General features: G+C 70.0%; 19 protein-coding genes and 1 pseudogene. 9 read left to right on the forward strand and 11 right to left on the reverse strand.

The features are described 5' to 3' along the window. Positions 1 to 38 precede the first annotated feature (38 nt). Both OSC27_RS12830 and OSC27_RS12835 read right to left on the reverse strand, forming a co-directional pair. A pseudogene (locus OSC27_RS12830) lies at positions 39 to 785 on the reverse strand (sigma-70 family RNA polymerase sigma factor); the annotation flags it as partial. A gap of 228 nt (positions 786 to 1013) precedes the next feature. Next, the gene (locus OSC27_RS12835; RefSeq protein ID WP_267181868.1) at positions 1014 to 2543 is read right to left on the reverse strand and encodes a DEAD/DEAH box helicase; all 1530 of its coding nucleotides are present in this window, start codon (positions 2541 to 2543) and stop codon (positions 1014 to 1016) included. Positions 2544 to 3069: 526 nt separating this feature from the next. On the opposite strand from OSC27_RS12835, the gene OSC27_RS12840 reads away from it, so the two are divergent. The 3 genes from OSC27_RS12840 (at position 3070) to OSC27_RS12850 (ending at position 4720) form a co-directional block, all read left to right on the forward strand. Then, a complete protein-coding gene (locus OSC27_RS12840) occupies positions 3070 to 3519 on the forward strand; it encodes an EVE domain-containing protein (RefSeq protein ID WP_267181869.1) in 450 nt (149 codons plus the stop codon). An 89-nt stretch (positions 3520 to 3608) separates the two neighbouring features. Further along, positions 3609 to 4391 (forward strand): 2-phosphosulfolactate phosphatase, encoded by a 783-nt coding sequence (locus OSC27_RS12845; RefSeq protein WP_267181870.1) that lies wholly within the window; start codon positions 3609 to 3611, stop codon positions 4389 to 4391. 26 nt (positions 4392 to 4417) lie between these two features. Further along, positions 4418 to 4720, forward strand: a complete 303-nt coding sequence (locus tag OSC27_RS12850; protein WP_267181871.1) for a DUF427 domain-containing protein — start codon at positions 4418 to 4420, stop codon at positions 4718 to 4720. Positions 4721 to 4750: 30 nt separating this feature from the next. Here the strand turns inward: OSC27_RS12850 and OSC27_RS12855 are convergent, their stop codons facing one another. From OSC27_RS12855 to OSC27_RS12870, 4 genes are all read right to left on the reverse strand, one after another. Beyond that, on the reverse strand, positions 4751 to 5245 hold the full coding sequence (locus OSC27_RS12855) for a SprT-like domain-containing protein (RefSeq protein ID WP_267181872.1): 495 nt from the start codon (positions 5243 to 5245) through the stop codon (positions 4751 to 4753). A gap of 228 nt (positions 5246 to 5473) precedes the next feature. Beyond that, positions 5474 to 6007 carry a hypothetical protein gene (locus OSC27_RS12860; RefSeq protein WP_267181873.1) on the reverse strand — a complete coding sequence of 178 codons (534 nt, stop codon included), beginning with the start codon at positions 6005 to 6007 and terminating at the stop codon, positions 5474 to 5476. A 230-nt stretch (positions 6008 to 6237) separates the two neighbouring features. Further along, the gene (locus tag OSC27_RS12865; RefSeq protein ID WP_267181874.1) at positions 6238 to 7443 is read right to left on the reverse strand and encodes a PQQ-dependent sugar dehydrogenase; all 1206 of its coding nucleotides are present in this window, start codon (positions 7441 to 7443) and stop codon (positions 6238 to 6240) included. 58 nt (positions 7444 to 7501) lie between these two features. Next, complete coding sequence (locus OSC27_RS12870) at positions 7502 to 8374, reverse strand: spermidine synthase (RefSeq protein WP_267181875.1); 873 nt, start codon at positions 8372 to 8374, stop codon at positions 7502 to 7504. A gap of 168 nt (positions 8375 to 8542) precedes the next feature. Here OSC27_RS12870 and OSC27_RS12875 point away from each other — a divergent pair, with 168 nt between their 5' ends. From OSC27_RS12875 to OSC27_RS12885, 3 genes are all read left to right on the forward strand, one after another. After that, positions 8543 to 9052 carry a hypothetical protein gene (locus tag OSC27_RS12875; protein WP_267181876.1) on the forward strand — a complete coding sequence of 170 codons (510 nt, stop codon included), beginning with the start codon at positions 8543 to 8545 and terminating at the stop codon, positions 9050 to 9052. Positions 9053 to 9232: 180 nt separating this feature from the next. After that, positions 9233 to 10474: a sensor histidine kinase gene (locus tag OSC27_RS12880; protein WP_267182175.1), complete on the forward strand. Its 1242-nt coding sequence runs from the start codon at positions 9233 to 9235 to the stop codon at positions 10472 to 10474. Beyond that, positions 10471 to 11199 (forward strand): response regulator transcription factor, encoded by a 729-nt coding sequence (locus OSC27_RS12885; RefSeq protein WP_267181877.1) that lies wholly within the window; start codon positions 10471 to 10473, stop codon positions 11197 to 11199. The genes OSC27_RS12880 and OSC27_RS12885 overlap by 4 nt, the downstream gene beginning before the upstream one ends. 22 nt (positions 11200 to 11221) lie before the next feature. Here the strand turns inward: OSC27_RS12885 and OSC27_RS12890 are convergent, their stop codons facing one another. The 3 genes from OSC27_RS12890 to OSC27_RS12900 are packed head-to-tail and all read right to left on the reverse strand — an operon-like array spanning position 11222 to position 13937. Next, positions 11222 to 12166 (reverse strand): sugar kinase, encoded by a 945-nt coding sequence (locus OSC27_RS12890; RefSeq protein WP_267181878.1) that lies wholly within the window; start codon positions 12164 to 12166, stop codon positions 11222 to 11224. Next, entirely contained in the window at positions 12163 to 12819 is a 657-nt protein-coding gene (locus tag OSC27_RS12895) for a bifunctional 4-hydroxy-2-oxoglutarate aldolase/2-dehydro-3-deoxy-phosphogluconate aldolase (protein WP_267181879.1), read from the reverse strand. The genes OSC27_RS12890 and OSC27_RS12895 overlap by 4 nt, the downstream gene beginning before the upstream one ends. Positions 12820 to 12833: 14 nt before the next feature. Next, entirely contained in the window at positions 12834 to 13937 is a 1104-nt protein-coding gene (locus tag OSC27_RS12900) for a LacI family DNA-binding transcriptional regulator (protein WP_267181880.1), read from the reverse strand. Between the two features lie 265 nt (positions 13938 to 14202). On the opposite strand from OSC27_RS12900, the gene OSC27_RS12905 reads away from it, so the two are divergent. Then, positions 14203 to 15747 (forward strand): UxaA family hydrolase, encoded by a 1545-nt coding sequence (locus OSC27_RS12905; protein WP_267181881.1) that lies wholly within the window; start codon positions 14203 to 14205, stop codon positions 15745 to 15747. A gap of 254 nt (positions 15748 to 16001) precedes the next feature. Next, entirely contained in the window at positions 16002 to 16292 is a 291-nt protein-coding gene (locus OSC27_RS12910; protein WP_267181882.1) for a GIY-YIG nuclease family protein, read from the forward strand. A gap of 98 nt (positions 16293 to 16390) precedes the next feature. Here the strand turns inward: OSC27_RS12910 and manD are convergent, their stop codons facing one another. Then, entirely contained in the window at positions 16391 to 17623 is a 1233-nt protein-coding gene (manD, locus tag OSC27_RS12915; protein WP_267181883.1) for a D-mannonate dehydratase ManD, read from the reverse strand. An 83-nt stretch (positions 17624 to 17706) separates the two neighbouring features. Continuing rightward, on the reverse strand, positions 17707 to 19140 hold the full coding sequence (gene uxaC / locus OSC27_RS12920) for a glucuronate isomerase (protein WP_267181884.1): 1434 nt from the start codon (positions 19138 to 19140) through the stop codon (positions 17707 to 17709). A 271-nt stretch (positions 19141 to 19411) separates the two neighbouring features. Here uxaC and OSC27_RS12925 point away from each other — a divergent pair, with 271 nt between their 5' ends. After that, entirely contained in the window at positions 19412 to 20494 is a 1083-nt protein-coding gene (locus tag OSC27_RS12925; protein ID WP_267181885.1) for a LacI family DNA-binding transcriptional regulator, read from the forward strand. The last annotated feature ends 16 nt before the right edge of the window (positions 20495 to 20510 follow it).

Consider the following 20510-nt stretch of genomic DNA (forward strand, 5'->3'; position numbering starts at 1 on the left):
GTGACAGGGGCGAGGCCGAGCGCCGTCAGGCGCGAGCGCAGGGTGTCGAGAATGCGGGTGAGCAGACGTGAGATCTGCATCTGGGTCACGCCGAGTTCGCTCCCGATCTCCTGCTGGGTCCTCTCTTCGAAGAAGCGCAGGTAGACGATGCGGCGCTCGCGCGGCTCGAGGCTGCGGCAGGCGGCGCTGACGGCGGCGAGGGTCTCGACGCGTTCGAGTTCGGGGTCATCGCAGCCGAGCGTGTCGGCGAGACCGGACGCACCGTCGCAGAGCTCAGGCGAGTCGATGGATGACGGGCGTAGTCCTGCGCCCGCGCCCAGCGCCTCGTGCACGCGGGCGAGATCTTCCCCGAGGGCTGCGGCGAGATCTTCGGGGGAGGGCTGCCTGCCGAGTTCCTGGGCGAGGCGCGGTTCTGTTGACTTGAGGTTGCCGCGCAGCTCTTGAACCGCGCGCGGGGGTCGCACGAACCATCCGTAGTCGCGCAGGTAGCGTTTGAGTTCGCCGCAGATCGTGGGTACGGCGAACGACACGAACTGCTCGCCGCGCGAACGGTCGAACCCTCGCGCCGCCTTGACGAGCCCCACATACGCCACCTGCCGCAGGTCATCGGTGTTCGACCCGTGGGCGTAACGCCGCGCAAGCGACTCCGCAACCGAGAGGTGCGCGAGCACGAGCGATTCCACGTTGTCGCGTGCTCGCGGAGTGAGGCTCGCGCTCGATGCCTCGCGCACCACCGCGCGGCGCGTCTTCTCAGGTGGCTCGCAACTCTCATTTCGTGTGCGCACAGACTGACCTCATCCCGCTTTTCAGGGGTTTCGGTGGCACTCTGCTTGACCACGTGGGGATACCTCACCCGCGATGCGGGCGTGAAGGCGAGCGCATCACTGCGCCTCTCTTCGAGGCAAGCACGAGGAGCGCTTCTTCCCCAGCCTCTCTGTGCTGCTTCTCAGGCTCGAGGGAGGGGGGCTGCTTTTCACGCGGGGCAGGCGTAAACTGCCCGCCCCGCGCGGGCCTCAACCGTGGGCGCGGCGGCTGCCGCGGCCACGCGAGGTACCCGAGTTGCCGCCGACCAGGCTGCCGACCCGCAGACCGCCGGAGCGATCCTGCTGGCCGCCACGGGTCTGGCCGCTGGCTTGGCCACGAGTCTGGCCGCTGCGGGCCTGGCCACCACGAGCCTGGCCGGCACCGCCGTCGGCGGCAACCGGGCGGCCAGAGCGGTCGCGGCGCGGTCGCGCCGTGGCTGCGACATCCGTGCCGCCGCGTGCGTCTCGGTTCGCGCGCTTGCGCTGCGCATTCGCACCCTGCGACCGGCCGCCCTGCGACTGGCCGCGCTGAGGCTGAGCCTGCTTCGGCTCCGGCTTGACGTAGGGGGCCACGTCGCCGACGAGCGTCGTGACGGCAGCCGAGGTAGCGCTCACCTGCTGCGGGGCCACCTGGATCGCGGCCTTGCGCAGCAGCGTGCGCACGTCGCCGCGCTGGGCGGGCAGAACGACCGTGACGACATCCCCTGAGCTGCCGGCGCGCGCCGTGCGGCCCGAGCGGTGCAGGTACGCCTTGTGCTCGGTGGGCGGGTCAACGTGCACCACGAGCTCGACGTTGTCGACGTGGACGCCGCGGGCGGCGACATCCGTGGCCACGAGCACCTTGACCGACCCGTCGCCGAACGCCGCAAGGTTGCGGTCGCGCTGCGGCTGGGAGAGGTTGCCGTGCAGGTCGACCGAGGGGATTCCCGACTCGGTGAGCTGCTTGGCGAGCTTCTTGGCGTGGTGCTTGGTACGCATGAAGAGGATGCGGCGGCCGGTGCCGCTCGCCAGCGCACGCACGAGCGCGGTCTTGGCCTCGGGGCTCTCGACCTCGAAGACGTGGTGGGTCATGGCGTCGACGTGGCTCGTCTCGTCATCGACCGAGTGCAGAACCTCGTTGTGCAGGAACCGCTTGACGAGCTTGTCCACGCCATTGTCGAGGGTGGCCGAGAAGAGCAGGCGCTGCCCGTTCTCCGGCGTCTTCGAGAGGATGCGCGTAACAACAGGCAGGAAGCCCAGGTCGGCCATGTGGTCGGCCTCGTCGAGCACGGTGATCTCGACGGCGTCGAGCGTGACGAAGCCCTGCTGCATGAGGTCTTCGAGGCGACCGGGGCAGGCGACGACGATGTCGACGCCGGCCTTCAGGGCGTCGACCTGACGCTTCTGGTTGACGCCGCCGAAGATGGTGGTGGTCTTCAGGTTGTAGATGGCGGCGAGCGGCGCGAGCACGGCATCGATCTGCGTGGCGAGCTCGCGCGTCGGGGCGAGCACGAGGCCGAGCGGGCGGCCGGGGCGGCGCTTGCCGCCGGCGAGCACGCCGCCGAGGCGGGTGGCCATGGGAATGGAGAAGGCGAGCGTCTTGCCGCTGCCGGTCTTGCCGCGGCCGAGCACGTCGCGCCCGGCGAGCGTGTCTGGCAGCGTGTCTGCCTGGATCGGGAACGGCTCCGTCTTGCCCTCGGCCGTCAGCGCGGCAATCAGGGGAGCGGGCACGCCGAGTGAGGCGAAGGTGGTTTCTGACATGTGTTGTGTGGTGCCTTTCGTGGCATCAGAATCTCTGCGCGCTGGAGCGGGGAATTGCGTGGCAATTCCGCGACGCCGGCGCCGAGCGAGCTTGCTCGCGAGGTTGGGGACGCAGGCGGACGCAAACGTCCAGTGCAGGGATAAAAGTGGCGAAGGTGCCAACTGGCACATCCGTTCGCCGTAAGAAAGTTTCTTGTGATTCCGCCGCGGCCGTGGCCGGGAGGAGAAGAGGGTCGATCTACGACGCAGCAGGCAGCGACCTCGCGCCTGCACACCCAGCCTAGCGCATCGCCCCTGTGAGCCGGCCCCGCGCGGCGCAAGCCCCCGACACCCCGCGCGGCGTCAGCCCCGACACCCCGCGCGGCGCAAGCCCGCGATACCCCGCGCGGCGTCAGCCCCGACACCCCGCGCGGCACGAACGAAAACGACGGTGATGTCGCCGCAAACGGCATCCGCTCGCCTTCTCAGCGCCCTTTGTGCCGTTATCTCCGTCGTTTTCGTCGTTGGCGTGCGATAGACATGTCGCATGGCGATCCGCTACTGGCTCGGCGTGGTTCAGCGCGATCACGCGCTGCGGGGTGTCGCGCTCGGCATCGCGCAGGTCAACCACGGCACCCGAGCACCCCTCGAGCGGATGCGCCCAAGCGACGGCTTCGTCTACTATTCCCCGCGGGTCACGTTCCCCGACGGCGAGCCGCTTCGGGCTTTCACGGCCGTCGGTCGCGTGGCCGAAGGCGAGGTCTACCAGGCGACGCAGGGGCCGGCAATGCGGGGCCCTGCCGGCGACTTCCGCCCCTGGCGCCGACGCGTCGACTACGACGCTGACACGGTCGAGGCGCCGATCCGGCCGCTGCTGAACGCGCTCGATCTGACGCGCGGCAACACCAACTGGGGCTATCAGCTGCGCCGCGGACTCCTCGAGATCTCGCGCCACGACTTCGACCTCGTGCGTGCGCAGATGCGGCGCGAGCCTTAACTCGAAGGCGCCATCACGGGCCGAAACGGCGCGCAGGTGGCGCCGTCACGCGCCGAAACCTGCGCGCAGGGCGTCGATACGATTGCAGCGTGAAAGAACTCCTCGCCCCCGACACCCCCACGCAGACGAAGTACGAGGTGCGGTTCGACTGGGGCCGCGAAGGGCTCGCGAGCATTTCGCCCGGAGCGGGCGTGATCGTCGTTATCGACACCATCTCGTTCACCACCACAGTCGGCCTCGCGGTCGAGCACGGGCTGCAGGTCGTTCCGTTCGCCAGCACCGATAGAGCCACCGCAGCGGATGCCGCAGGCCGCATCGATGCGGTCCTCGCCGGCCCTCGCGGTGGTGACGGCCTCACCCTCTCGCCATCTAGCATCACGCCGGAGAACGTGGCAGCGATCGCGCCCGTGACCCGCCTTGTCGTGTCGTCGGTGAACGGCTCGCGCCTGAGCGCGGCCGCGGCCGATTTGGGCGTGCCCGTGCTGGCAGCCTCGCTGCGCAACCGCACGGCTGTGGCCGAGTGGATTCTCGCGCAGCAGGTGCAGACGGGCGACCGCCTGCGAGTGGCGATCGTGGCCGCGGGCGAGGAGCGCAGCGACGGGACGACGCGGTTCGCGGTCGAGGATCTTCTTGCCGCCGGAGCCATCATCGATGCGCTCGCCGCCGTCGGTATCGACTATTCCTCGCCCGAGGCGGCGGCAGCCTGCGCGGCGTTCGTCGGTCTCAGGCGCGCGACCGGGCACCTGCTGACCGCATCCGTGACAGGGCAGCAACTGATCGATGCCGGTGCGCGCGCCGATGTGGAGCTCGCGGGGGCGATCGATGCGTCGAGCGTGGTGCCGGTGCTGGGGGAATCCGGGTTTGTCGCGTAGCGTTTGATACGGCAGGAGGAATTCTCATGAAAGCCGTGATCAATGACGTCATCATCGCTGAAGCGCCGACCGAAGACCTGATTCGTATCGAGGGCAACTGGTATTTTCCGCCCGAGAGTGTGAACAGCGAGTTGCTCGCCCCGAGCGATACCCCGTACACGTGCCCGTGGAAGGGCGAGTGCCAGTACTTCAGCGTGAAGCAGGGCGACATGCTGCTCGAAGATCGCGCGTGGAGCTACCCGAATCCGTACGCGAGCGCGTTCGACCGGGTGGGCCGCGATTTCTCGGGCTTCGTGGCGTTCGCGCCCGACGTGCAGGTGGGCGAGTAGGCGCTGAGCCGACCGGCAGGCGGCTAGCGGTCAGCCGACTGCGGCCGCGGCGCGCTGACGCGTTGCCGGGCTGATCTCCCGTCGCTCCCACGCAATGAGGTTCGCCGCGTCGAAGCGGCGCGAGCAGGCCCCGCACGCGAGCGTGCGGGCGGGTTTTCGATAACGGAAGTGCTGATGCCCCCGCGGGCATGTGCCGACCCACGGCGCGAGCTCATCGGCGATCGCGCCCTGGTGCAGTCGCTTGCCCTCGTAGCCGAGGTCGGTCGCGACGGACCGCCAGCGCGGACCATGCCCGGCCCGAGAACCGGCCAGGGCGTGAGCGACCTCGTGCAGCAGGATCTGGTGAATCTCGTCGTCTTCGTAACGCGCGGCAAGGTAGCGCGAGACCGTGATGCGCTTCTGCGTGTAATTGCAGAGCCCTGCCCGGGTCTTGGCATTGTCGAAGCCGAACGACCAGACCGCGGGATCGAGATGCAGCGCGATGAGTGCCTCGGCCCACCGCCGCACGCGTGTCAGATCCGCCATGATCCGAGAATATCCCGCACGACCGACGGGGCGGCCGAGGCTGGGCGGGGTGGGGGAGCGCGCGTGGCGGCGCGAGCTGTGGAGGGGGAGCGGGCGTGCCGGGTTTCGAGACGCGGCCGAGGGCCGCTCCGGGCCCGCGTCGGGACGGCCGCTCAGGTGGGTTTCGAGACGCGGCCGAGGGCCGCTCCTCAACCCGCTTGGAGACGGCCGCTCCGGGCCCGCTTGAGGTTAGGCGCGCGAGGTGCGGCGGCGCTCGTCGAGGAACGACTCCACAACGGCAACCGCGATAAGGGAGGACTCGAGTTCGTCTTCTGCGACCTCAAGCCGTCTGCGCAGATCGGCAGCGGCGCGAAAGTCGCGCAGCGCCGCATCCCATTCGCCCTGGTCGAAAAGCACGCGACCGCGATGCTGCAGCGCGTACGCCTCGGTGCGCTGCCATTCGTGCGCGTGCGCCTCGTCGGCGACCGCGGCGAGTTCGGTGAGCGCGTCATCGAGGTGCCCCGAGTATTGCAGCACCTGGGCGCGGCGTGCGCGAGCCAGGGCGACCTCCTCGCGGTCGCCCGTGAAGCGCGCCTGGCGCAGGGCCTGATTCGCCACGTCGAGCGCCTCGTCGAGACGCTCCACCATGCGTAGCAGGCCGACCTTTTCGTTGAGCGCCGACAGACTGCGCATCTCGCCGAGTTCGTCGAGCCGCTTGCCCGCGGCGAGCAGGTCGACCCGCTCGCGCAATGTGACGGGGTCGTAACCGAGGATGATGCTCACCGAGGTACTCCAGAGAAGTGACGTAGCCGCGGCCGATGCGCCGCGCTGCGGGACTCCTTCACCCTAACTCGGGGAACAGTCGGGACAGTGGGGGCGCACCGCGCGAGGGTCTCGATACGCGCTGTGCTCTACTCGACCAGCCGAGGGTCTCGATACGCGCTGCGCGCTGCGCGCTACTCGACCAGCGGGGATACGCGCTGCGCGCTACTCATCCAGCGGGGCAGCGCCCCTCAGCCCTCGACGAGCGTGTGCACGCGCAGCGACACGATGCGGTCGTCGCCGGCGCGGGGCTGCCCCCGCCCGTCCGTGTTGTTCGTCAGCAGCCACAGCGTGCCGCCGTCGCGGGTACTGCTGTCGACCAGCACGTCGCGCAGCCGCCCCGGCGCGCCGACGAGATAGGGCACGGCGTCGACCGCCGCAGAAGACGCGCCCGCGGCATCCGGGTAGATGACCCACAGCCGAGCACCGCCGAGGCCCGCCATAAAGATTGTGTCGTGCGTGATGGCGATGCCGCTCGGGCTCGCGTCGCTCGTCGCCCACTCGTGCACCGGGTCGATGAAGCGCTTGTCGTGCGCGATGCCCTCCACGACAGGCCAGCCGTAGTCGCCGCCCGGGCGGATGAGGTTGAGCTCGTCCCACGTGTTCTGCCCGAACTCGCTCGCCCACAGCCGCCCCTGCGAATCCCACGCGATGCCCTGCGGGTTGCGGTGCCCATATGAATAGACGGGCGAGCCCGGGAACGGATTGTCGGCAGGGATGTCACCGGTCGCCGTGACCCGCAGAATCTTGCCGCCGAGCGAGCCGAGGTTCTGGGCGTTGTCGTGGCCGGTCGCGTCTCCCGTGGTGACGTAGAGCAGGCCGTCCGGCCCGAACGCGATGCGGCCGCCGTCGTGGAACGCCGCCTTCGGAATCCCGTCAACGATCACCTCGGGGCGCCCGAGCGTGTAGCTGCCGGGCACACCGTGCAGCCGCATGCGCACCACCCGATTGTCGCGCGCGGTCGTGAGGTACGCGTAAATGTAGTCGGGGTCACCACCCGGCGCGGGCTTCGGCGCCGCCAGGCCGAGCAGCCCGCCCTCGCCTTCGTGCACGACCCCGGGCACGCGGCCCACCGAATGCGTGCCTTGGCCGCCGGGCAGCACCTCAATGATCGTGCCGGAATCCCGCTCGCTCACAATCGTCGACCCGCTCGGCAGTCGCAGCATCGACCACGGCGCCTCGAGCCCGGTCTGCACGTCGGCTGTGTCACCCACGGGCTGCACAGGTGGCAGAAGCGGCTTCGCGGATGCGCTCGGCTCCGCGCTCGCCGGCGGCGACAGAGCGGCGTGCGTTGGGCTGGGGGCTGGCTCGGGCGGGGTGCACCCGGCGAGCGAGGCGCACAACGCGACGGCCGCCGCCGTGGCGGCAGCCGCGGCGGTGTGCCGCATCCGGCTCATGCAGGCAAGTCTGCCACGCGCCTACGACCCGCGCCTCACCTGCCCAGCCTCGCAGCGTCTACGACCCGCGCCTCACCTGGAAGATGCTGCGCGAGGGTGGTGGTGACGGGATCGCGGTGGCGTCGGTGGCGATCGCCGCGCCCGCCGTGAACGCGTCGAGTTCGGCACCCGCCACAGCTTTCGAGGGGTGCGGGCCACCGGCGAGCAGCCGCGGCAGCCAGTCCAGCGGCAGCCGCGCGTTCGATCCCACGAGCACGAAGTTGCCGTAACGGCGGCCCTTCAGCACCTGGGTCTCGGCAAGCACGGCGACGTTCTCGAGCGCGGCGCCCAGCGTGGCAGCCTGGCCGCGAGCGAAGGCGAGGGGCGGGCCATCCGCGACGTTGACCAGCACGATGCCGTCGGGGGCGAGCAGCGCGGCGGCCTCGCGGTAGAACTCGACGCTCGTGACATGCGCGGGGGTGCGCGCGCCGCTGAAGACGTCGATGACGACGAGGTCGACCGAGCCGCGCAGGCCCGCCGGCAGCTTGCCGAGCACCTCGCGCGCGTCGCCGTGGCGGATGCGGATCTGCGCCGACCGCGGCAACGGCAACTCGCGGCGCACCAGGTCGACGAGTTCGCTCTCGAGCTCGATGACCTGCTGGCGCGAATCGGGCCGGGTGGCGGCGATGTAGCGGGGCAGGGTCAGCGCGCCGGCGCCCAGATGCACCGCCGTGATGGGCTGGCCCGGCATGCGCAGCAGGTCGATCACGTGCCCCATGCGCTGGATGTACTCGAAGAACAGCTCGCTCGGGTCGTCGAGGTTCACGTGGGACTGCGGCGTGCCGTCGACCACCAGCTGGAACGCGCCCGGCACGAAACGGTCGGGCTCGATCACCGCGCGGTACCCGCTGTGCTTCAGAATCGCGGATGCCGTCTCGTCGCTCTCGCTCACCCCTCGATCATCCCGCACATCTCCACCCGCGTCTCCACCCCAGGGCGGTGCCGCCGGATGGCCGCAGCCGCGACGCTGGAAGCGACCCTGAGAGCCCGTCACGACCGGCCGTCACGAAAGACCGCGACGACAGGCCGTCACGACAGGCCGCGACGAAAGAAGGAAGAAATGACCATCGCACAGCTCGCAGACGTCGCCCTCGGCATCCTCGCCCTCGCCTGGATCATCTACCGCCAGATGACCTGGCGCGCGATTTCGATGGGCCGCATGTGGAAGATGCCGCTCATCCTCGGCGCGATCGGCGTGTTCCAGCTGTCGCAGATGAAGGATCTGCACCGGCTCTCCACCCTCGACATCGGCGCGCTCGTCGTTGAGCTTCTCGTCTCGCTCGGCGTCGGGGCGCTGATGGGCGCGGTGGCCGTCATCCGCCCCTCTTCACGAGCGGATGGGCAGGAGCCCGACCAGCCCGCCTTCCAGAGCCGCACCGGCTGGGTCGGCCTCGCCCTGTGGATCGTCATGATCGCCGTGCGGGTGGGCATCGACGTGGCGGCGTCGAGCATGGGCTCGGTGCTGGCGACGGCGACGGGCGTGATCCTCGTGATGATCGCGGCGAACCGCCTGGCGCGCGCGTTCGTTCTCGTCACGCGGGTGCAGAGCCTCGCGCCGACCACGGCCTGAGTGCCCGCCCGAACATCCGGGAGCGCACCCCACCCGGCGGGAGCGCCGCCCCGAACAAAAACGACGGTGATTCCGACTGTGTCGCACGTTTTCGACGCTCAGCAGCCCGCTTCGAGCAAAATCACCGTCGTTTTCGTTCGGGGCCGGCGGGGCAGATCGCAGCATGATGGGTGAGTGCAGATGACGAACGGCGAGAGGGAAGGCGCGGTCGGTCCGAGCGGCCGCGACGAGCCCGCCGCCGGCCCGTGGAACGTCGGCGACGAGCGATCGAACTCTCTGGGCCTTCTGGTCGGCATTCTCGGCGTGGTCATCGTGGGCTACTTCGTGGTCCACCAATTTGTCGTGGGTTACACGAGCACCGCGATCTTCGCGCTCAGTCTCGTGGCTCTGGCCGGCTGGCTCTGCTCCGCGCTGTGGCGCCGCCCCGCCGTCGGCGTCATGCTGCCCGCCGCTGCCGCCATGATCCTTCCCGCCGCACTCGCCGCGGCCCCGAGCGACGGTGCGCTCATCGTGCCTGCCGCAGTCGGCGTCATGCGGCTGCTCACCGACCTGCGCCTCCGCGTCTGGTTCGGTGCGGTCGCCGCGCTCCTCGCCGGCCTGCTCGTCGTCATCGGCGCGATCGGCACCGACATCTCGCCCACCGGCCTGCTCAGCCTCGAAGGCGGAATCGTGCTCGGCGTGCTCGGCGGGGCGAACCGACGGCAGGCCCATCAGGCAGCGCGCCGGCAGCGCGCGTTGGTGCAGAGCACGATCACTGCGCGTGAGGAGCACGCCCGCGCATCCGCTCTTCAGGCCCGCCAGAGCGCGGCCCGCGACATTCATGACGTGCTCGCGCACAGTCTGGGCGGACTCGTCATTCAGCTCGACGCGGTCGAGGCGCTGCTCGAGTCGGGCCGGGTCGACGAGGCGGCGACCCGGGTGACGGATGCCCGAGCCCTCGCGGCCTCGGGTCTCGCCGACGCTCGGCGGGCGGTCGAAACCCTGCGCGAGCCGAGCCGGCGGGCGGGTGCCGTCGCCGGTGAGGAGATCGCCCGCACCCTGCACGACCTGGTCGACGCGCATCGCGGGCTGGGCTTCGCGCTCGAGTTCACCGAGACGGGCAGCCCGGTTGCGCTCGATGCGGATGCCGCGGCCGCTCTGCGACGTGCGCTGCAGGAGGCGCTCAGCAACGTGCGCAGGCACGCGCCGGGGCAGCCGGCCGGTGTCCGGGTGGATTGGGGCGCCGAGCGCGTGACGCTTCAGGTGCGCAACCCGTTGCCGGCGCGGCGCGCATCCGACGACGTTCCCTCCGGGCCCGCGGTTGGCGGCGGTCACGGCCTGCGCGGCATGCGCGAGCGGTTCGCGGAACTTGGCGGCAGCAGCGCCAGTGCGGGCGTGCGAGAGGATGACTTCGTGGTGCAGGTCGAGTTGGAGGTGCGATGAGCGATCCGATTCGCGTGCTGGTGGCCGACGATCAGGCGATCGTGCGCGACGGCCTCGTCACGGTTCTCGATCTGCTCGACGACGTGCAGGTCGTCGGGCAGGCCGCTGACGGCGAGGAGGCGTGCCGGCTCACGGCCGAACTCGACCCTGACGTCGTTCTCATGGACCTGCGCATGCCCGTGCTCGACGGTGCCGCCGCGACCGAGCGCCTCGCGCGCGAGTGCCCGCGCGCGGCCGTGCTCGTGCTCACGACGTTCGCCGACGACGCCTCGATCATGGGGGCGTTGCGTGCCGGCGCCCGGGGCTATCTGACCAAGGATGCCGGTCGCACCGAGGTCGCCACGGCTGTGCGCGCGGTCGCAAGCGGGCAGACCACGCTTGCCGCCGGCATCGGGGCCCGCCTCATCGAGGGCCTCACCGCCGCCACCTCCGCTGGTCCGACCGCCGCCACCTCCGCTGGTCGAGTAGCGCGAAGCGCGTATCGAGACCCATCCCCGTCCCCGTCCCCATCCCCGTCATCCCCCTCCCTCCGCACCCGCTTCCCCACACTCACCGAGCGCGAGGCCGAGGTGCTCGGACTCGTAGCCGAGGGCCTCAGCAACACCGAGGTCGCCGGGCGCCTCTACATCGGCGTCGCCACTGTGAAGTCGCACATCAACGCCATCTTCGCGAAGATCGCCGTGCGCGACCGCGCCCAGGCCATCGCCCTCGTGCGCTCCCGCTGAGCTGCCAGGCCCGCCGGCGCCCCTACCGGGTCACCGGCTCCGTCGCTGTCAGTGCCGCCAGCTCGGCGCGGCGCGGCAGCCCTTCCCAGTCGCCGGGCGTCAGGCATGCGTACGCTCCCACCGTCACCGCGGTCGTCAGCCGCGTCTCGACGCTCTCGCCCGCGAGATACTCGGCGAGGTATCCGGCGACGAAGGCGTCCCCGGCCCCCACGGTGTCGACGACAGGCACGCGGATGGCGGCCCGCTCGTACTCCTGCCCCTCGACGGCCGCGACCGCGCCGCGTTCCCCGAGCTTCACCACGGCCTGGCCGGCGCCGAGCTCCACGAGGTCGTGCGCCAGGGCCAGCGGCTCGGCCGTGTGACCGAGCGCGATGGCGGCCTCGTCGTCGCCGCCGAACACGAGGTCGACCTCGGGGATGATGCGCCGATACGCCTCGCCCGCCTGCTCGCGCGACCAGAGCCTGCCCCGGAAGTTGAGGTCGAACGACACCGGCACGCCTGCCTTGCGTGCCACACGGATGGCCTCGTCGATGACGGTCGACATGCTGGGCGACAGCGCGGGCGAGATGCCCGTGACGTGCAGCAGGGCCGCGTCGCGCACGATCGAGAAGTCCACGTCGTCGACCGAGAGGCGTGACCCCGCGAGGCCCACCCGGTAGTACCAGATACGGGTGTCGAGCGCCGAGCGCCGCTCCTTGATCATGATCCCGGTCGTCGCGTCCGGGTCGCGAGAGGCGATGACGCGCACACCCTCGGCGCCGATCTCACGCAGCACGAGATCGCCGAGCGCATCCGCCCCCACTCTGCCAATCCAGGTGGTCTCGACGCCGAGCCGGCTGAGCGCGATGGCCACGTTGCTCTCGGAGCCGCCGATGCCGAGCGACATCGTGGGGCTGTGCTGCAGCGGCCCGGGCTGAGTACCGGCCATGAGCGCCATGGTCTCGCCGATTGTCACCACGCCGCTCATCGCTCGCTCGCCGCCTCGACGACGCGACGCGCGCGCGACGCGAGCGCATCCAGTGACCCGCCCTTCAGGGCGTCGCCGATGAGGGGGCCGCCCATGCTCACCGCGACCGCGCCGGCGCCGAGCCAGCGCGGGATATCCTCGAGCCCGATGCCCCCCGACGGCACGAACTGCAGGTCGGGGAATGGACCGCGCAGGTGCGAGCCGTACTGCGGGCCCACCGTCTCGGCCGGGAAGATCTTGACCGCCGTCGCGCCCGCCTCCCACGCGGAGAACAGTTCGGTCGGCGTCAGGCCGCCGGGATAGACCGGCACGTCGGCCTCGAGCGCGACGCGAATGATCTCGAGGCGCGTCACCGGCGTCACCAGGTAAGCGGCGCCGCCGTCGATGGCTTGCCGTGCCTGGTCCACCGTGGTGACGGTGCCGATGCCGATCTCGACGCCCTCCCTTCCGGCAAGCGTGGGCAGGTGCTCCAGCGTGCCCGGCGTGCTCAGTGTCAGCTCGACGGAGCGCACGCCGTTGTCGGCAAGCACGTCGATGACGCGGTCGTAGTCGTGCGGGTCGCTCGCGCGCAGCACCGCGATCACGGGGTTGGCACGCAGCAGCTCGGAGGGCGCGGTCCTGCCCGGCTGGGCTGGATGGTCTTGTTCTGTCATGAAAAGGGGACTCCTCAGTGATGGGGTGGATGTGGTCTCGATACGCTTCGCTTCTCGACCGGTGGTGGGGCGGATGCGCTCTCGATACGCTTCGCTTCTCGACCGGCGACGTTCGCGATACCGGCGGTGTGGGATCGGCCGGTCGAGGCCCGCACGATGAGGCGCGTCGGCACGCTGCCCGGCTGGGGCGCGCCCGGTTCGAGAATGGCGGCGGCGGCCCGGGCCCCGAGCATCCGCGATGAACTGTCGACCGTGGTGAGTGCGGGCCAGGCCATGCCCTCGGGAAGCGAGTCGTCGCATCCCACGACGCTCACGTCGCCTGGCACGTCGAGGCCGCGCTCGCGCAGAGCCGAGAGCAGCCCGAGCGCCACCTGGTCGTTGAACGCGATGATGGCGGTCGTGTTCGGCGCCCCCTCGAGAACGCGGGCCCCGGCGTCGCGACCACCGCCGAAGTCGGGGCGGGCGAGCTGCACGGTCGTGAGGGGCATGCTCAGCTCGCCGCACACGGTCTCGAGCACGCGCGCCTTCTGCCGGCCCGACCACGACTGCGGCGGGCCGTCGATGTAGGTGATGGCCGCGTGGCCGAGCTCGCGCAGGTGGTGGACGGCCTCGCGGAACCCCGGTTCCACGTCGATCGTCACCTGCCTCAGCGTCGCCGGGGCCGGGGTCTCGGCGCCGAGCATGCGGTTGGCGAGCAGCACGGGCAGACGAGCGGATGCCTGCGCAACATCCCCGTCGTCGAGCCGGCTCGAGGCGAGCACCAGCTGGTCCACCTGCGTCGCCATCCGCTGGATGAGCCGTCGCTCCAGCTCCGGCGTCTCATGGGAGTCGCCCACGAGCACGCCGATGTCGCGGGCGCCAAGCGCCGACTCGAGCTCGGCGAGGAACTCCGTATAGAAGGGGTTGGTCACGTCGGGCAGAATGACGCCGACGTTGCCGGTCGTGCCCGTGGCGAGGCTGCGGCCGAGGCGGCTCGGCAGGTAGTCGAGCCGCTGCGCCACCTCGAGCACGCGCTGCTTGGTCGATGCCACGACCGCGTCGGATCCGCTGAGCGCGCGAGAGGCGGTCGCGATCGAGACGCCGGCCGCCGCCGCCACCTGCCTGATCGTCGTCGCCACAGCATCCGCTCCTTCCGCTGGCCCCGGAGGCGGCAAAGCCGCCGTCGCGACACCCTGCCCCGTCTCGCTGGTTGAGGAGGCGGCGCAGCCGCCGTCTCGAAACCGACCCCCGCACTGCTGGCCCCGGAGGCGGCGCAGCCGCCGTCTCGAAACCCCCACCCCACCGCCCGCGCTTGACCTCCCGCCCACACGCGAGGGAGAATGAACACGTCCCATGTAACCGGTTACATTCGACACTAACGCAGAACGGAGGCCTCGCGCCACCATGACCCCACTCGCGCTGGCCGACATCTCTCTGCACCTCGATCCACACGACGAGGTGGCGGTCGCCCTGCGCGCCCTCGACGCCGGCACGACCATCGACGCCGGCCCGAGCCTGGGCGAGATCACGCTGGCCGCCGACATCCCGCGCAGCCACAAGTTCGCGCTTGTCGCCGTCGCGCCCGGCGCCCAGGTGCACAAGTACGGCCAGTCCATCGGCCGCGCCACCGCCGCCATCGCGCCGGGCGACCACGTGCACAGCCACAACCTCGGCATGGATGACGCCGACCGCGAGCATGAGTTCGGCACCGCACTCTCGCCTTCGGTGCGTCCCGACGGCGAGATGCCCACCTTCCGCGGCTACCCGCGCGCCAACGGCACGACCGGCACCCGCAACTACATCGGCATCCTCACCTCGGTCAACTGCTCCGCGACGGCCGCGAACCTCATCGCCGACCAGTTCCGCGGGTTCGCGCTCGACGAGTTCGAGAACGTCGACGGCGTCATGGCTTTGACACACCAGAGCGGATGCGGGCTGGTGCCCACCAGCGAGGGAGGCCGCACGCTGCTGCGCACCCTCCACGGCTACGCCAGGCACCCCAACTTCGGCGCTCTGCTCGTCGTGGGCCTCGGCTGCGAGATGGTTCCCGTGCAGTCGCTCGTCGATAATCAGGGCATTCCCGACGACACGCTGATCACGACCATGAACATCCAGAGCGAGGGCGGCGTACGTGCCACGGTGAAGGAGGGCGTGGCGCGCATCCGCGAAATGCTGCCTGAACTGAACAAGCGTGAGCGAGTGGATGTGCCGATCTCCGAGCTCGTGCTCGGCCTCAATTGCGGCGGCTCCGACGGCTTCTCCGGCATCACCGCCAACCCGGCTCTCGGCGTCGCATCGGACCGGCTGGTCGCGTGGGGCGGCACATCGATCCTGGCCGAGACGCCGGAGGTGTTCGGGGCCGAGCATCTGCTGACGCGTCGCGCGGTGGCGCCCGAGGTCGGCCAGAAGCTGCTCGACCGCATCGAGTGGTGGAAGCAGTACGCGGCGGCGGGAGGCGGCAGCCTCGACAACAACCCGTCGCCGGGCAACAAGGCGGGCGGCCTGACCACGATTCTCGAGAAGTCGCTCGGGGCCGTGGCGAAGGGCGGCCGTGCCGATCTCGCCGCCGTCTACGAGTATGCCGAGCCGGTCACCGAGCGCGGCTTCACGTTCATGGATACGCCGGGCTACGACCCGGTCTCGGTCACGGGCATCGTGGCGGGGGGCGCGACGGTCGTGTGCTTCACGACCGGCCGCGGGTCGGTGTTCGGGGCGAAGCCGACGCCGTCCATCAAGATCGCGACCAACACCGAGACGTACGAGCGCATGGCCGACGACATGGATCTCAATGCCGGCCGCATCGTGGACGGCACGGCGACGCTCGCCGAGGTGGGCGAGGAGATCTTCGAGAAGATCATCCGCGTGGCGTCGGGCGAGCAGACCGTGAGCGAGGAGCTCGGCATCGGCCAGGAGGAGTTCGTCCCCTGGCAGTTCGGCACCGTCACCTGACCCCGTGCATCCGGGTTAAGGAGCCGCCACTGCTCGCGGGTTGAGGAGCCGCCTTCGGCGGCGTCTCGAAACCCAACACCCGCTCGTGCTCGCGGGTTGAGGAGCCGGCAACGCCGGCGTCTCGAAACCCAACACTCGCTCGTGCTCGCGGGTTGAGGAGCCGCCTTCGGCGGCGTCTCGAAACCCAACACCCGCACGGGCGCTCCTGTGGAAATCGTCAGCGCCTCTCACGTGCTTCCGGCCACAATCGGTCAATGCCCTTCGTCTACATTCTTCGATGCAGTGACGACAGCTATTACGTCGGCAGTACGCGCAACCTCGATCATCGAATGGAGCAGCACGCCTCCGGCGCCGGATCGAGCTATACCGGCAAACGCCTGCCCGTGACCCTCGTCTTCGCCGAAGAGTACAACCGCATCGACGAAGCGTATGCGCGCGAAAAGCAGATCCAGGGTTGGTCACGGCGAAAACGGGAGGCGCTCATCCGAGGCGAATACCAGCGGTTGCCGAAAATGAGCGAGAGGGGGAGCAGGGTGCAACCGTAGGCGTGGGTTTCGAGACGCCGGCGTTGCCGGCTCCTCAACCCGCGTGCGGGTGTTGGGTTTCGAGACGCCGGCGTTGCCGGCTCCTCAACCCGCGTTCCTCACCAGTCGTGCATCGAGCCGTCGAGCTGCAGCCGGTTCACCGGCAGGTACGCGGGGGAGTACTCGAACGTGGCGCCCAGCTCGTCGTCGTACTCCACGCCGAGGCCTGGCGCGTCGCCGGGGTGCAGCAGCCCATCCTCGAACGTGTAGCCGGTGCGGAACACGCGCAGCGTGTCATCCGAATGCTTCATGTATTCCTGAATGCCGAAGTTCGGCAGGGAGACATCGAGGTGCAGCGCAGCCGCCTGCCCCACGGGCGAGACGTCGGTCGGCCCGTGGAAGCCCGACTTGATCTGGTACACCGCGGCGAAGTCCATGAGCTTCTTCAGCGCCGTGATGCCGCCGGTGTGCGTGACCGCCGAGCGCACGTAGTCGATGAGCTGCTCGGTGATGAGCGTCTGGTAGTCGAAGACCGTGTTGAACACTTCGCCGATCGCGAGCGGGGTGGTCGTCTGCGAGCGCACGCGCCGCAGCCCCTCCTGGTTCTCGCCGGGCGTGCAGTCCTCGAGCCAGAACAGGTCGTACGGCTCGAGCGACTTGCCGAGAATGGCCGCCTGGTTCGGCGTCATGCGGTGGTGCCCGTCGTGCAGCAGGGGCAGGTCGTAACCGAACTCCTCGCGCACGGCGGCGAAGATCGTCGGGATGTGCCGCAGGTACGATCGCGTGTCCCAGGCTTCCTCGGCGGGCGCGACGCCGCGGCCGGCCGGCTCGTAGTCGTAGCGCGCACCGGGCTTCTGGTCGGTGGCGACACCGTAGACCTGCCCGAGCCCGGGCACGCCCGTCTGCACGCGAATCGCCTTGAACCCCTCGTCGAGGTGGTTGCGAATGGACTGGAACAGCGACGGCAGGTCCGAGCCCGAGGCGTGCCCATAGGCGAGAGCCCCGCGCCGCGACTGGCCGCCCAGCAACTGGTACACCGGCATGCCGGCGACCTTGCCCTTGATGTCCCACAGCGCCACGTCGACGGCCGCGATCGCCGCCATCGTCACCGGCCCGCGCCGCCAATACGCACCGCGGTAGAGGTACTGCCACGTGTCCTCGATGCGTTGCGGGTCGAGCCCGACCAGAATCGGCGCCACATGCTCGCGCAGGTATGCGGCCACCGACAGCTCGCGCCCGTTGAGCGTCGCGTCGCCGAGCCCGGTCACGCCGTCAGACGTGGTGATGCGCAGCGTGACGAAGTTGCGGCCCGGGCTCGTGACGAGCACCTCGGCACGTTCGATGGTTGCCATGATCTCTCTCTTCTGCTTCGGGCCGCGGCGTGCGCAGCCGGTTGACGCGAATCGAAATACAGCGAGCGGATGCGCGGCCCGCCCTACGCGAGCGCGTCCCGCCGCGCGTACGCCTTCTTCGGCAGCGTATAGCTGAGGTCGTGCACGGTCTCCCTGGCCTCGTCGAGATCCAGCAGCCCCTCGGCCACGAGCCGCGCGAGGTAGCCCGCGTCCATGCGGCGGGCCAGGTCGTGCCGGGCGGGGATCGAGGCGAAGGCGCGCGTGTCGTCGACGAACCCGCTCGTGTTGTAGAAGCCGGCCGTCTCGGTCACGAGCGAGCGGAACCGCGACATGCCGCCCGGCGAGTCGAGGAACCACCACGGCGCGCCGAGCAGCACCGACGGGTACGCGCCGGCGAGCGGAGCCAGCTCGCGCGAGAAGGCGTTCTCGTCGACCGTGAACAGGATCATGCGGAACCGCGGGTCGAGCCCGAACGCGTCAAGCAGCGGCTGCAGCGAGCGGGTGTACTCGGTCTGCACGGGAATGTCGAAACCCTGGTCGGCGCCCAGCCTGCGGTGCACCTCGGCCGAATGGTTTCGTGAGACGCCGGGGTGCAGCTGCATGACGAGCCCGTCGTCGAGCGACATGCGCGCGCTCTCGAAGAGCATGTTGGCGGCGAAGGCGGTCGCGCGCGTCGCGTTCACGTCGCCCCGCAGCGCGGCGTCGAAGACGCGCTGCGCATCCGCAGCGTCCAGCGGTGTCGTGTCGGCCGACACGTGACCGTGGTCGCTCGCTCGCGCTCCGGCCGCGGCGAACGCGAACCGCCGCTGTCGCAGAGCATCGAGGAACGACGTGTAGTCGCGCACCTCGATCCCGCTTGCCGCCGACAACGAGCGGATGCCGCCGGCCCAGCCCTCCCGATCCGGGTAGAACAGCGCATCCGGCCTGAAGGTGGGCACCACGCGCTCGCCCCAGCCCTCCGCGGCGAGGTCGGCATGCGCGGCAAGGTCGCTCTGGGGCGAATCGGTCGTGGAGAGGATCTCGATGTTGAACCGGTCGAAGAGGGGGCGGATGCGGAATTCATCCCGCCCAAGAGTGTCGACGAGCTGGTCGTAGATCTCGTCAGCCGTCTGGGCACTCGGTCGCACGGTGATGCCGAAGATCTCGACGAGCTCGTGCTCGAGCCAGTACCGCGTCGGCGTGCCCCGGAACAGCTTCCAGTTCTCGCAGAAGCGCCGCCAGATGGTGCGGTGGTCGCGCTCCTCTCCACCCGAACCGTCAACCGGGGCGACGCCCAGCTGCTCGTTGGTGTAGCCCTGCGAGACGAGCATGCGGCGCAGGTAGTGGTCGGGAATCACGAAGAGCTCGGCGGGGTCGCCGAACGACAGGTTGTCCCGGATCGCCTCGACCTCGACGTGGCCGTGCATGGAGACGAGCGGCAGGTCGGCGACCGAGTCGTAGAGCTCGCGCGCGACGACCCGCATGGCGGGATCGGCGGGCAGCGCCCGGTCGGGGTCAAGCTTCCACACATCGGCCATCTGCTGCCTCCTCCTTGAAACAAAAACGTGATCGATTTGCACTCGATCACGCGCGTCTGGGCGACGGGCGCCACGCATTGGAGGCCACTATAGCGCCGGAATATCGCGGAAGTCACGCCCGGCGGCGACCGTCGAAGCATGAAACAAAATGAAACTGCGTCGAGGGCTTGACGAAACAATGAAAAGGTTTGCAGAATGGCGGAACCGGAGCGCGAGGCAGCTCCGGCACAGCAGCGGTACGCCGCTCACGATTCGCACGAGGTGGTGTGACATGGCAGTGACGATCAGGGATGTCGCCCGTGAGTCCGGCGTCTCGATCTCGACGGTGTCACGTGCCCTCGCCAGCCCGGAACAGGTGGCCGAGGCGACGCGCATCCACGTTCAGGCCACGGCGGCGCGCATGGGCTACCGCCCCAATCGCAACGCGCGCAGCCTCATCACCGGCCGCAGCGGCAGCATCGGCCTGGTCGTGCCCGACCTCGAGAACCCCTTCTTCGGCTCCGTCTGTAAGGGCGTGCAGGCCCGCGCCCGCGCCGCCGGCTACACCGTCTTCGTGGCCGACACCGATGAAGACCCGACAGTCGAGTCCGAGATCGCCCGCAGCCTCATCAAGCAGGTCGACGGCGTCATTCTCTGCTCGCCCCGCACGACCGACGACGAGATCCGTGCGCTCACAACCGAGACGCCTCTCGTGCTCGCCAACCGCAGGCTCGACGGCGTGCCGTCCATCATCTTCGACAACGGCGGCGGCCTCGTGGCCGTCATGCGCCACCTCATCGCCCTCGGGCACCGCCGGGTGGCATACGCGGGCGGCCCCCGTGCCTCCTGGTCGAACGCGCAGCGGGCGGCGGCGTTCCGTGTCTTCGCCGACGAGCAGGTGCACGGCGAGCTCGAGCTCATCGACCTGGGCAACTTCCCGCCGTACTTCGAGGGCGGCGTGCAGGCGGCCGACCTCGCCGTCGCGTCCGGCGCGACGGCAGTCGTCGGCTACAACGATCTGGTGGCTCTCGGCATCCTCGACCGCCTGCGCCAGCGCGGGCTCAGCGCGCCGGAGGACATGAGCGTCACCGGCTTCGACAACGTCGCGGTCTCCACCTTCGTGCGGCCCAACCTCACGACGGTGGACCTTCCGCGCCAGCAGATGGGGCGCATGAGCGTGGACGCTCTTCTCGACCTGGTGCTGCGCGATAGTCAGGCGAGCACGAACGAGAGCATGCCGGAGCAGGCCGCGGATGCGGCATCCGGTGTTCTTCAGGAATTGGCCGTCGACCTCATGGTCAGGCAGTCAACGGGGGTGCCCTCCGGCCCAGGCGGCCGTGGGGCAACACACCAGCTTCTCGACGCCGGCGTCTAGAGGCACGCACAAGACA

The organism is Microbacterium sp. STN6 (assembly GCF_026410545.1).
In the GTDB taxonomy this organism is placed as follows: Bacteria; Actinomycetota; Actinomycetes; order Actinomycetales; family Microbacteriaceae; genus Root112D2.